Below are 12795 nucleotides of genomic sequence, written 5' to 3' on the forward strand. Positions count from 1 at the left end.
TTAAAATCGAGCTAAAACCCGACCTAAATTTTTTGCGATTACAGAAGTTAACGATAAGTAATCTTTAATAGTGGTGAGAATTTCTGAATTATCGATAGAAACATCTGAAGTAATTTTGTTTTTATTTTCTTCAATAATACTGTTTAGTAAATACCATCTGTAAGATAAAATAGTTTCATTAACACTTTGGGCTAAATTAATATTTTTATCTTCAACTACGATTTTTCTACTTTCCCATTTGTGTAAAATATCTCGTTCTTCTAGCATTAAAATTGAAGTAATTTTGTTTGCTATTTCTGGCGATGTTTGCGAAATATATTTGTCAATTTCAAATTCGATATTTTGATTGTAGTAATTGATTATGTCTGAGTAAATGGTTTTAAAAATTGGGTTTGACAACTCAATTTCGTCTTCTTGAAGTGCCAAATATATTTTTTCGTATACTTTATACGTGTTGGTTTCTTTTACTTCTACAATGTTTCCTGCTTCGTCTTTTGTTAAATATGTTTCAGTAAAATCATCCGTTTTAGAACCGTTAATTAATAATATTTCAATAATTTTTTGTTCTAATTCGTATAAAATATTAATCTTTTCTGGTTGTAATTGTTCATTGTTTTTATGAACTTCAAATGCTTTTTTCTCTTCGGTATATTTTTTGTTGGCTTCAGATATATCTTTCTTAAGCATTTGAGCTAACGTATTATACAATACGTCTTCCGAAATATCCATAATGCGCGAACATTCTTTAATGTATACTTCGCGTTTAATAGTGTCAGAAATTTTAGAAATACTATTTACCATATCTCTAATTAATTCTGCTTTTTTTATAGGGTCGTTATTGGCTTCTTTAACTAATAAATCAGCTTTAAACTGAATAAAATCTTTAGAATTTTCTTCTAAATACTGTTTTAAAACGTCATACGAATTGTTTTTGGCAAAACTATCTGGGTCTTCACCATCAGGAAAACTACAAACTTTTACGTTCATTCCTGCTTCCAAAATCAAATCAATTCCACGTATAGAAGCTCGTAAACCTGCTGCATCACCATCAAAAAGTACGGTGATATTATTGGTTAATCGGTTTACCAATCTAATTTGGTCTGCTGTTAATGCCGTTCCAGAAGAAGCTACTACATTTTCAATACCACTTTGATTGAACTGAATTACATCGGTATACCCTTCTACCAAATAGCAATTGTCTTGCTTGGCAATGGCTTGTTTGGCTTGAAAAATGCCGTATAAAACTTTACTTTTATGATAGATTTCACTTTCTGGCGAGTTTAAATATTTAGCAGCTTTTTTATCGTTAGTTAAAATTCTACCACCAAATCCTAAAACGCGTCCACTCATGCTCTGAATAGGAAACATTACACGACCTTTAAATCGGTCAAATGTTTTTCCGTCTTCTTGTTTAACGATGGTTAGCCCCGTTTTTTCTAAATACTCTAATTTGTAGGCTTTACCTAAGGCTTCTTTGGTAAACGCATCCCAAATATCAGGAGAATATCCCAATTGAAACTTCTCTATAGTGTCTTTTGTAAATCCTCTTTCTTTGAAATAAGACAAACCAATTGCTTGGCCTTCATCGGTATTAAGCATCGTTTTATGAAAATAATCTCGAGCAAATTCTGAAACCAAATACATACTTTCTTTTTCGTTCGCTTGTTCGATATCTTCATTAGAAACAATAGTTTCTTCGACTTCAATTCCGTATTTATTGGCCAAATATTTAATGGCTTCAGGATATGTAAAATGCTCGTGTTCCATTAAGAAAGTAACCGAATTTCCGCCTTTTCCAGAACTAAAATCTTTCCAAATTTGTTTCACTGGCGACACCATAAAGGATGGCGATTTTTCGTTCACAAACGGCGAAAGTCCTTTCATGTTACTTCCGGAACGTTTGAGTTGTACGAAATCGCCAATGACTTCCTCTACACGAGCTTGGTCAAATACTTTTTCTATGGTTTCTTTAGATATCAATGTAACAAATTTGTTTTAGCTTGTAAAAATACAATAATTAAAAACATAAAAAAAACCTACAAGAAATTTCCTTGTAGGTTTTGAAAAAAGCATTTTTATAACTCAAATTTTATACTGTTTTTAATTCCAATCAAAACGAATACCTAATGAAATATTGTTTTGATTTACTGGATTGTTTTTAAAGATTGGGTTTAAATCGTATTTTAAATATAAAGAAGTAGCTCTGTAACCAATGTAAGTACTTACACCATACGTAAAGTCGTTAACATTGAAATCGCCTTTTTGTTTTTCTTTAAATTTATACCCATTTTGTTCGTATTCAATAAATTGTTTTGAATTGGTATTTACACCCACAAAACCTCCAATTCCAAAACGTGCTCCTGTATGCGATTTGAATACTTTTTTGTCGTCCACTATTTTAGTTTTTGAAAAATCAAATTCTAAATGCATTGGTACCACAAAATACACATTTTTAAAATACGTTCTTTTGGCTTTTGTTTCCACGCCAGCATCTACTAAAACGGTTTGATTATTGATATCAGCAAAAACTCTGTTGTCGGTTGCATGTAGTTGGTTATACATAAATCCCACTCCGTATTTTAAATGTAATAAATTACTATTGTTTGATAAACGCGTATTCCAAGTAACACCCCATTCGTAAAATCCAGAACGTCCATAACCAAATTGAGAATTGGCTACAGCACCATCAGTTACTAAGTTGTTATAACCTCCCGCGAATACTGCTTGACTTGTGGTTCTGTTTTCGGATTTATTTTTGTCATAGTTTTTACTTCTGAAACTACCATCAACAATAGTAAAACTGTTTTTCTTTAAACTATCATTTGATTCTTCCTCATTTACATTTCCATTTACTAAATCTCGTAATGCTTTTTCTTGTGCAGCAATTTTAGTTTCTATATTTTTTGCACGTTCTTCTGCAATTTTTGCTTTTGAAGTTGCCGCTTCTTCTTTAGTCATTTTACCTAATTCTACTGCTTTGTCTAAGGCTTCTACTTCAGCTTTTAAGGCTCTTTTTTCTTCTTCGGTAATAGTTTTTATTTGAACAGCAATTTCTTTTGCTTTTTGTTCAAATGTTTTTTCCTGTGCTACTACGCTATTTACTATGGTTAGTAATGCGATACTGATGTACAAAATAATTTTTTGCATAATTTAGGGGTTTTTAAAGTTAGTTTTTATTTTAAATTTGTTGTATTCGAGCCCTCAGACAACTTTAGTTGGGGATTTATGTAGCTGAGGCTCTCGAAGACTAGTTATAATTTCTGTTTACAAATACGGATTTTGCTTGTTTTAATTTTGTGATGGTTTTTTCTTTAAAGGTTTTATCCAATTCTGATTCAACAGCTTGTAATAAATCGTTTGGATTTACTCGTAATGTAGACTTAAACGAACCAATATTGCTTGGTTTCTTTTGTCCTTGTACTTCTGCTAAAAGCGTTTCTGGTGAGGTGTAATTATAAGTTGGTTCTTTACTTTCTTGTTTGTTGCTTTCTTTTTTAATTTCGTTTATAGTAACAACTTCCTCTTGTTTTAATAGTGTTGTTTCATAGACTTCTAATTTAGAACTTTCTTTTTGAGCGATATGAATAGTAGTACTTTTTTTCGTTTCTGAAGTAGTACTAATTGTGGCGTTATTTGCCAATTCATTTTCTGATGAAACATTATTTTTTTCAGTATTTTGTTTGTGCGTTTCCGATTCGGAATTTGTTTTAGATGTAACAATTTCTTCCGTTGAAGGCATCAATTTCGTTTTTTCGTTTTGTTGTAATAAAACGTATCCTATACCTATAAATAAAAGAAATGTAGCTGCAATACTCAACCAAAAAAAGATTTTTGGTTGCTTTTTTTCTTCTGTAAGAGTCAACATAACATCTAATTTGTTCCAAGCCGTTTCAGTAGGTTCAATTGTCCGAAAATTGAATTTTTCTTGTATGTTTTTATTAAAATTATCTTGTTCCATTTTCTTTATTTTTTAATATTGTAATTTGAGATTGCAACATTTTTTTTGCGTGTGATAATTGCGATTTTGATGTGCCTTCTGAAATATGTAACAATTTGGCAATTTCATTATGTTTGTATCCTTCAATCACAAATAAATTGAAAACCATTTTATAGCCATCAGGCAAATTATCTATTAAAAATTGAATATCATCTACAGAAAAATCACCTTCCATTTCGTAATTGTCTTCTGCTTCAGAATATACTATGTCTTCAATGTTTTTATGATTAAAACTGTTTTTCTTTAGTCGTAAATAATCGATACATTTATGAATCATAATGCGTTTTATCCAACCTTCAAAACTGCCTTTGTGTTCAAATTTCTTCAAATTGGTAAACATTTTCATAAAACCCGTAATCATTACATCTTCTGCATGATGGGTGTCTTTTATATATTGTCTGCATGTACTCAACATTTTAGAAGCATATTTGTTGTACAACAAATGTTGTGCTTGGCGATTATTAGTAATCGCTTCACGTATTAGTTGTGCTTCTTCTTTATGCAATGCGATTACTTTCATGTTTCAATGTCAATGATAATTTTAATGTCAAAATCAAATTTTAAGCGCTTCTATTAATATAGACGAGAATGATTTAAAAAAGGTTGTATAGGTTTTGTTTTTTTATTGTCATTGAATTTTGACATTGTTATTGACTAAATCTTTCTATCAATAACGTAGTTTACCATTAAAACAAGGGAATCTTTATATATAGATTCAGGAAAATCTTTAATAAGTTCTAAAGCTTCTTGTTGAAATTGCATCATTTTTTGTTCGGCATAAGTTAAACCTCCCTGATTTTTTACGAAGGCAATTACTTCTTTTACTCGTTTTTTATCTTTATTGTGATTTTTTATAGAATTAATCACCCAACTTTTTTCTTTTGGAGAACAGTTGTTTAGTGTGTAGATGAGTGGCAAAGTCATTTTTTGTTCTTTGATATCAATGCCTGTAGGTTTTCCGATGGCATCTTCAGTATAATCAAATAAATCATCTTTTATTTGAAACGCCATGCCAATTAATTCGCCAAACTTTCGCATTTTTTCAATTGTTTTCGATTTATCTGGCGCTACAGCACAAGCACCAAGGGAACAACAAGCAGCTATTAGTGTGGCTGTTTTTTGTCGAATAATTTCGTAATAAATGTCTTCGGTAATATCTAATTTTCTGGCTTTTTCTATTTGAAGTAATTCGCCTTCACTCATTTCTCTTACGGCTACAGAAATTATTTTTAGTAAGTCAAAATCGTTATTATCTATAGAAAGTAGTAGTCCTTTAGAAAGTAAAAAATCACCAACTAAAACAGCAATTTTATTTTTCCAAAGTGCATTTATTGAGAAAAAACCACGACGTTTATTGCTGTCGTCTACAACGTCGTCATGTACTAAAGTTGCGGTATGAATAAGTTCAATAACAGATGCGCCTCTATATGTTCTGTCATTTACGGTACCGCCTGAAATCATTTTTGCGGTTAAGAACACAAACATTGGTCGCATTTGTTTTCCTTTTCGGTTGACTATATAATGCGTAATACGATTTAACAAGGCGACTTTAGAAGACATAGCCAATTGAAACTTTTTCTCGAAAAGTTCCATCTCATAGGCTATGGGTTCTTTTATTTGTTCGGTTATTTTCATTACCTCAAAGATACTACACATTACAGTATTAGAAAAATATTTTTTATATATTAAACCTTTTTAGTATTTTTGTGTCTAATTAACTGAACATTAAATTTTTAAAGATGAAAAAAATAGCAAAATTTTTATTTCCAATAGTAGTATTGGTTGCTTTTACAGCTTGTGAAAAAGATACGGAAACAACACCAGAAACGCTTACTTCAGATGACGCTTTAGTAAATGCGAAAATTGATATGGCGAGTGATGACATATCAAACATTGCAGATCAATTATTTGATAATGTTGATGGAAGTACTATTTCATACAGAGGTGTAAATAATGACAATTCGGTATTTTCAAATTGTGCTACAATTACAAGAGTGCCAGCTTTTGGTACGGTTATCACTCCAGGAACTCAAGTAACAAAAACCATTGATTTTGGAACAACAGGATGTCAGTTGAATAATGGAAACATCGTGAAAGGTAAAATTATTATTAGTTTTGTTTTTCAACCAACAGCGGTTTCTCATACAGTAACTTATACATTTGATAATTTTTATCATAACAATATTAAATTTGTTGGAACAAAAACATTTACTCGTTCATTAACAGCTGCAACTGCAACATCTGCGCCACATCCTATCGTAGTTATGTTATTAGATATGACCATTACGATGCCAAACGGAGACGTTTATACGCGTGTAGGAACAAGAACAAGAGAGTTAGTAGAAGGATTTAATACGCCAATGGTTTTCGCAGATAATATATATAAAATCACTGGAAACTGGACTACTACACATCCAAACGGTTCGGTACAAACAGCAACAATTACTACACCATTAAGAGCCAAAATGAGTTGTTTAGCAGTTCCTAATCCTAAACCTATATTAGTTTTAGGAGTTATTACTTTTGTTAAAAATGGAGTAACCGCTACTTTAGATTACGGAAATGGCGATTGTGATAATACAGCCGTATTTACAATCAATGGAGTTTCATATACAATTACTATTGGTAATTAATAGAGCACATATTTATAAAAAAAGAGAAGCATTATGCTTCTCTTTTTTTATGATTTATTAGCAAGTTGTCCACAAGCGGCATCAATGTCTTTCCCTCTGCTTTTTCTGACTTTTACTATAATATTATTTTTTTCTAAAGCAGCAATATAGTCTTTTGTAGCTTGTTCGCTGGCTTGTTGGAAATCGCCATCATCAATTGCGTTGTATTCAATTAAGTTGACTTTACAAGGCACGTATTTGCAAAATTTCACTAACGCATCAATAGAGGCTTTGTCGTCATTAATACCTTTCCAAACTACGTATTCATAGGTAATTTTACTTTTTGTTTTGGCGTACCAATATTCTAATGATTCACGTAATTCGATTAATGGAAAACTTTTAGTAAACGGCATAATTTCGTTTCGAGTAGCTTCAATTGCAGAATGCAAAGAAACTGCTAAATTAAATTTCACAGCATCATCCGCCATTTTTTTAATCATTTTAGAAACTCCAGATGTAGAAACGGTAATTCGTTTTGGCGACATCCCTAAACCTTCGTTTGACGTAATCATATCTATTGCTTTCATTACATTTGGGTAATTCATCAAAGGCTCACCCATTCCCATAAAAACAATATTTGAAAGCGGTCTGTCGAAATACAATTTACTCTCGTTATCTATAGCTACTACTTGGTCGTAAATTTCACCAGGTGTTAAATTTCTCATTCGCTTTAATCGGGCAGTAGCACAAAAATTGCAATCTAAACTACATCCAACCTGACTCGAAACACAAGCAGTTGTTCTCGTTTTGGTTGGAATCAGAACACTTTCAACTATTAAATCATCGTGTAAACGCACCGCATTTTTAACGGTTCCGTCTTCACTGCGTTGCATTGTATCTACTTTTACATGATTAATTACGAAATTGGCTTCTAACATAGCGCGAGTTTCTTTCGAAACATTGGTCATGCTTTCAAATGAATGCGCACTTTTACTCCACAACCATTCATAAATTTGATTACCACGAAACGCTTTATCGCCATTAGTAACAAAGAAATCTCGTAATTGCTCTTTAGATAAGGCACGTATGTCTTTTTTTTCTGCTTGCATACTGCAAAAGTACTATTAATGTGCCAATTAATCAATTTTCATATGCCAATTTAATGAAATGCTGTTTTTATAAATTTTATAAATTTCTTGAATCGGTGTTTAAAAGATTGGAATTTGTACTTTTGTACTTTGAAATTTTAAAAAATTATGCACTTTATATCAGAAGATTTAGAAAATTACGTAGCCACTCATTCGCAACAAGAACCCGAATTATTGGTACAATTGAATAAAGAAACGCATCAGAAAATTTTGCAACCACGAATGCTAAGTGGCCATTTTCAAGGTAGAGTTTTGAGTATGTTATCAAAAATAATTAATCCTAAATCTATTTTAGAAATTGGAACCTATACAGGTTATGCCGCTTTATGTTTGGCAGAAGGTTTACAAGAAAACGGGACATTAGATACCATTGATATAAATGAAGAGTTGGAGGAAATTCAAAAAAAATATTTTGATTTATCTGAGTATTCCAATCAAATTATTCAGCATATTGGCGATGCCATTGAAATTATTCCAACGTTAAACAAAAAATTTGATTTAGTATTTATTGATGCCGATAAAGAAAATTACATCAATTATTTTCATTTAATTGTGCCGTTAATGAATAAAGGCGGCATCATTTTATCCGATAATGTATTGTGGAGCGGTAAAGTTTTAGAAGAAGTAAAAGCAAACGACAAAAGCACACAAATTTTACTTGATTATAATAAAATTATTAATGAAGATTCTCGTGTAGAAACTGTTTTATTACCTATTCGTGATGGATTGACGGTTAGTCGTGTGTTGTAGGCTTTTTTTGAATTTTAAAAAATATGATTCATAATATTTATAAGATAAATGAGCCATAGTTATGGTCAAAAGAATAATTAAAAAACTATAACTAAAAATATACAAATATTCTGGTATTTTATTTTCAATTTTCAATTTAATATATAACAAGCCTACAATTTGCATTGCAATGGCATGTAGCATATAAATTCCGTAAGATATTGTTCCTAAATATTTTAAAGTTTGGTTTTCTAAAATAAAAATTGGTTTTTTTGAAAGAACTGATAAAAAAAAGCCAAACAATATCATGCTAAATATATAATATTGGTTTTCGTTAAGGTTGTTTTTAAACAAATTACTAAAAAGATAAATTAATGTTATTAAATAAATTAAATTAGAAAATAATTTATTAAAATGTGTTTTTTCAAAATAAATAGAACAAAGCCCACTAAATGTAAAAAAGAAAAAAAACATTTTATATTCTGTCAACAAAGGAAACATATTACTAATAAAAAGAAGTAAATAAACTACTGTCAATAATATTAGAGTAGTTTTTAGTTTTGATTTTGGTATGAAATAAAACAATGGTGCAATAAATATGTAAAACTGTTCTTCAATTCCTATGGACCAGAGTATTTCTATAATTCCTCCAGGCGAGTATGTTAAAAAAATATTTGAAAAAAATGTTACTGAAAGCAATATCCCCTCTAAAATATTATATGAATTTTCGAATTGAAAACCCAACTTTGGTAAAATAATTTGGTAATGAATAAAGCCAAATATTAAAACTAAATAGTAAAGTGGAAATATTCTATATATTCGATTTAAAAAAAATCTTTTCAAATTAATAGAATTGGAATTTATTTTTTCATTAAATAACTGGCGGATTATTAAAAAACCACTCAGCGAAAAAAAGATCCAAACACTTTCATTTCCTCTTAAAAATAGAGAATAATCTTTAAAATAAGGTAAATTTCTATTTGCGAAAAATTCAGGTGTGTGAAAAATCACAACAAGTAACGCTAAAATAAATCGTAAAGAAGTTAAATTAGGTATTTGCTGCATATTTTTTTTCAATTTTATAGTATATTATATAAAAAATAAACCCCGTTAAGCTACCAAAAACATATCCTGAAATAATATCTAAAGGGAAATGAAGTCCTAAATAAATTCTGCTGTATGCGAAAATTAAAGGATACAAAAATAATAGGTAACTGTATTTATAGTGTTTTCTTAAAATTAAAAACACAAACATCATTGCAGCTGTTGAATTTGATGCGTGTCCAGAGAAATAACTATAGGTGTCGCTATTTTTTACTACTCTGATTAGACCTATCAGTGTTTCATCATTACAAGGACGAATACGTTGTATTGAAAATTTAATGACATCTGTAATTTCATTAGTAAACGTAATTAAAGCAGCAACTATTAGGATGGCTATTCCTAGTTTTTTAGAACCTAATTTTTTAAATAAAATAAATAGTAAAATTAAAAAAAACGGAGTCCAATTGATTTGTTTGGTGATTAATAGCCAGATGTCATCAAAAGGTGTTGACCCTAAATTATTAAGAAAAATGAAAAATTGTTTATCTAAATGAATTAGGTATTCTAACATTACATTTGACGTTTTATAGGTCCTGTAGCGTTTTCAATATCTTCTTTTATTTCGGTAATGGGATTTGTAAATTCAGCTGGACTAATTGCTTTTGTCATACTTTCTTTTGCACTTGTAATTTCATCTGAGATACCGCCTGTTAAACTTTTTAAATCAAGTCCGTTTTCTTCTGTGCCTTTTTGGATTTCGTGCTTAATTTCATTGGTAGCGTTTTTTAATTGTGCCATACCTTTACCTAACGCTCTTGCAATTTCTGGAATTTTATCTGATCCAAAAAGCATTAGAATTACAATTAATATAAAAAAGATTTCGCCTCCGCCAATACCAAACATAGTTTTGTGTTTTATGAATTACAAAGGTAATAAAAGTTATGAAATTAATACAAAAAATTAAAGCCGTCATGACGGCCTTAATTTTATTATTTCTTTTCTATTTGTTCAAATTTATCCACAACAGCTTCTTTTGGCCAAGTATTATTGGTAACGTCAATATCAGCTGTTTCTAATTTTGGATCCAATTGAATTTTAACTACTTTTTTTTCTGTTGCAAAAACACGTTTTGCAGTTATGTTGTTTCTTCTCCAAATTTGAACTGGAAATTTATGTGTTTCAGAGGTGCCGTCTTCAAATTGTAATTCAGCAATAATTGGCATCATTAAACTTCCTGGTTTGTCAAATTCTACCTCATAAAAGTATTTTGGATTTTTTAAAGCGGCCTTTTCTTCTGCGCTATAATTTTTGTTTAAATAATCATTTAAAGCAATTACTTTTTCGGTCTCAAGTGCTGTTTTTGATTCTGGTTTCAATTCTGAACTTTCACTATTTACTAAGTAAATCATAGGCCCGCTGTTTGGCATTCTTCTACCTCTTCTGTTCACTGCAGCAGCAGTTTCTTTAGAAGCGTTTTCTGTTACATAAAATTGTTTTACGTTTTTAATTCCTAAATCTACAACATCAGTAGAGTAGAACCAACCTTTCCAAAACCAATCTAAATCCACTGCAGATGCATCTTCCATTGTTCTAAAAAAGTCTTCTGGCGTAGGGTGTTTAAATTTCCAACGGTTGGCATATGTTTTAAATGCGTGGTCAAATAATTCGTGTCCCATAATCGTTTCACGTAAAATGTTTAATCCTGTTGCAGGTTTTCCATAAGCATTTGCACCAAAATTATATACTACATCTCCGTGGCTCATAATAGGTTCTAAAAACTGTTGGTTACCTTTCATATAAGGAACAATAGATTTTGCTGGACCTCTATCTGCTGGGAAATTTTTGTCAAATTCTTGTTCGGTTAAATATTCTAAAAACGTATTTAAACCTTCGTCCATCCAAGTCCATTGTCTTTCGTCAGAATTTACAATCATTGGGAAAAAGTTATGACCTACTTCATGGATAATTACGCCTAACATGCCATATTTTACTCGGTCGCTTATTTTTCCGTTTTCATCAGGACGACCGTAATTCCAACAAATCATTGGATATTCCATTCCTTGATCTTCAGCAGAAACTGAAATGGCTTTAGGATAAGGATATTCGAATGTGTATTTTGAATAGGTTTTTAACGTGTGCGCTACTGCTTTTGTAGATAAGTTTTCCCAAAGTGGATTGGCTTCTTTTGGATACATAGAAATAGCCATAGGTTTACTGTTTCCAACTTGAACTGCCATAGCATCTAAAATAAATTTACGAGAAGTTGAAAAGGCAAAATCTCTTACATTTTCAGCTTTTAAATGCCAAGTTTTTTTAATAGTTGCGAAGTTTTTCTCTGCAGCAGTTGCTTCTGTTTGTGTAACTATTATTACGGGTTTATCAAAAGAATTTTCGGCTAATTGCCATCTTTTTTCTTGTTCTGCAGTATAGACTTCACTTCTGTTTTGTAAAACTCCAGTTCCATCTAAAATATGATCCGCTGGAACGGTAATTTTAACATCGTAATTTCCAAAAGTTAAAGCAAATTCACTTCTTCCCCAAAATTGCATATTTTGCCAACCTTCAACATCGTTATACACACACATTCTTGGGTAAAATTGTGCAATAACATAAATTTTATTTCCATCAGGAAACACTTCATATCCAGAACGACCATTTCCGCCATCTTTCATATAATCGTTAATGTTGTACCACCATTTGATTGAAAATACCACTTTTTCTCCTTTTTTTAGTGGCTTTGGCAAATCAATACGCATCATAGTATTATTAACGGTATATTTCATTCCGTTGCCTTTTTCATCTTTAACGTATTCTAAGTTAAATCCGCCATCAAAACCTTTGCCCATATATGTTTTGGCGAAGTTTTCAGCTGAGGTAGCTTGTGGCATTGTTTGAGAATCAATCAAAGGCGTTTGTGAGTCTCTTCTAGCTATATTTTGATCTAATTGCACCCATAAATAGTCTAAAGATTCTGGTGCGTTATTATAATATGTAACGGTTTCACTTCCATACATTCTGGATAGTTTGTCGTCTAATTCTAAATTAATTTTATAATCCGCACGTTGTTGGTAATATGCTGGACCTGGAGCACCAGAAGCCGTTCTGAACATATTAGGCGTAGCCATTTCGGCATACATTTGACTGAATTTATTAATATCAGTATGCCCTTGAGGTTCTTTTTTAGTTTCTTCTTTTTTTACCTCTTGTGCAAAGCCAGTTAATGACGCGAAAAATAAGAAAACAATTAAAATTAGCTTTTTCATAA

Annotated in this window: 12 protein-coding genes; 2 read left to right on the top strand and 10 right to left on the bottom strand. The window is 30.8% G+C overall.

The window, feature by feature from the left end; all coding sequences use genetic code 11:
* The 5 genes from dnaG to ACIQZ1_RS02130 all read right to left on the bottom strand — a co-directional run bounded on the left by dnaG (position 1) and on the right by ACIQZ1_RS02130 (position 5632).
* Positions 1-1980, bottom strand: a complete 1980-nt coding sequence (dnaG, locus tag ACIQZ1_RS02110; protein WP_396158592.1) for a DNA primase — start codon at positions 1978-1980, stop codon at positions 1-3.
* 120 nt (positions 1981-2100) lie between these two features.
* Positions 2101-3147, bottom strand: a complete 1047-nt coding sequence (locus tag ACIQZ1_RS02115) for a cell envelope integrity protein TolA (RefSeq protein ID WP_396158594.1) — start codon at positions 3145-3147, stop codon at positions 2101-2103.
* 100 nt (positions 3148-3247) lie between these two features.
* On the bottom strand, positions 3248-3958 hold the full coding sequence (locus ACIQZ1_RS02120; protein WP_396158596.1) for a hypothetical protein: 711 nt from the start codon (positions 3956-3958) through the stop codon (positions 3248-3250).
* Positions 3945-4517, bottom strand: coding sequence for an RNA polymerase sigma factor (locus tag ACIQZ1_RS02125; protein ID WP_396158598.1), 573 nt, complete (start codon positions 4515-4517; stop codon positions 3945-3947). The genes ACIQZ1_RS02120 and ACIQZ1_RS02125 overlap by 14 nt, the downstream gene beginning before the upstream one ends.
* Before the next feature lie 134 nt (positions 4518-4651).
* On the bottom strand, positions 4652-5632 hold the full coding sequence (locus tag ACIQZ1_RS02130; RefSeq protein ID WP_396158600.1) for a polyprenyl synthetase family protein: 981 nt from the start codon (positions 5630-5632) through the stop codon (positions 4652-4654).
* A 104-nt stretch (positions 5633-5736) separates the two neighbouring features.
* Here ACIQZ1_RS02130 and ACIQZ1_RS02135 point away from each other — a divergent pair, with 104 nt between their 5' ends.
* Positions 5737-6630, top strand: a complete 894-nt coding sequence (locus tag ACIQZ1_RS02135) for a hypothetical protein (RefSeq protein WP_396158602.1) — start codon at positions 5737-5739, stop codon at positions 6628-6630.
* Positions 6631-6677: 47 nt separating this feature from the next.
* On the opposite strand, the gene rlmN is transcribed toward ACIQZ1_RS02135, so the two are convergent.
* Positions 6678-7718, bottom strand: a complete 1041-nt coding sequence (rlmN, locus tag ACIQZ1_RS02140; RefSeq protein WP_396158604.1) for a 23S rRNA (adenine(2503)-C(2))-methyltransferase RlmN — start codon at positions 7716-7718, stop codon at positions 6678-6680.
* 147 nt (positions 7719-7865) lie between these two features.
* On the opposite strand from rlmN, the gene ACIQZ1_RS02145 reads away from it, so the two are divergent.
* On the top strand, positions 7866-8507 hold the full coding sequence (locus ACIQZ1_RS02145; RefSeq protein WP_396158606.1) for an O-methyltransferase: 642 nt from the start codon (positions 7866-7868) through the stop codon (positions 8505-8507).
* Here ACIQZ1_RS02145 and ACIQZ1_RS02150 read toward each other — a convergent pair.
* From ACIQZ1_RS02150 to ACIQZ1_RS02165, 4 genes are all read right to left on the bottom strand, one after another.
* Complete coding sequence (locus tag ACIQZ1_RS02150) at positions 8466-9563, bottom strand: acyltransferase family protein (protein ID WP_396158608.1); 1098 nt, start codon at positions 9561-9563, stop codon at positions 8466-8468. The two genes, ACIQZ1_RS02145 and ACIQZ1_RS02150, sit on opposite strands and share 42 nt — an antisense overlap.
* A complete protein-coding gene (locus ACIQZ1_RS02155) occupies positions 9535-10101 on the bottom strand; it encodes a phosphatase PAP2 family protein (RefSeq protein WP_396158610.1) in 567 nt (188 codons plus the stop codon). Before ACIQZ1_RS02155 ends, ACIQZ1_RS02150 begins: the two co-directional genes overlap by 29 nt.
* Positions 10101-10433 carry a twin-arginine translocase TatA/TatE family subunit gene (locus ACIQZ1_RS02160; protein ID WP_396158612.1) on the bottom strand — a complete coding sequence of 111 codons (333 nt, stop codon included), beginning with the start codon at positions 10431-10433 and terminating at the stop codon, positions 10101-10103. Before ACIQZ1_RS02160 ends, ACIQZ1_RS02155 begins: the two co-directional genes overlap by 1 nt.
* An 86-nt stretch (positions 10434-10519) precedes the next feature.
* Positions 10520-12793 carry a M1 family metallopeptidase gene (locus tag ACIQZ1_RS02165; RefSeq protein WP_396158614.1) on the bottom strand — a complete coding sequence of 758 codons (2274 nt, stop codon included), beginning with the start codon at positions 12791-12793 and terminating at the stop codon, positions 10520-10522.
* Positions 12794-12795: the final 2 nt, after the last annotated feature.

Source organism: Flavobacterium sp. (assembly GCF_044341185.1).
Lineage (GTDB): Bacteria > Bacteroidota > Bacteroidia > Flavobacteriales > Flavobacteriaceae > Flavobacterium.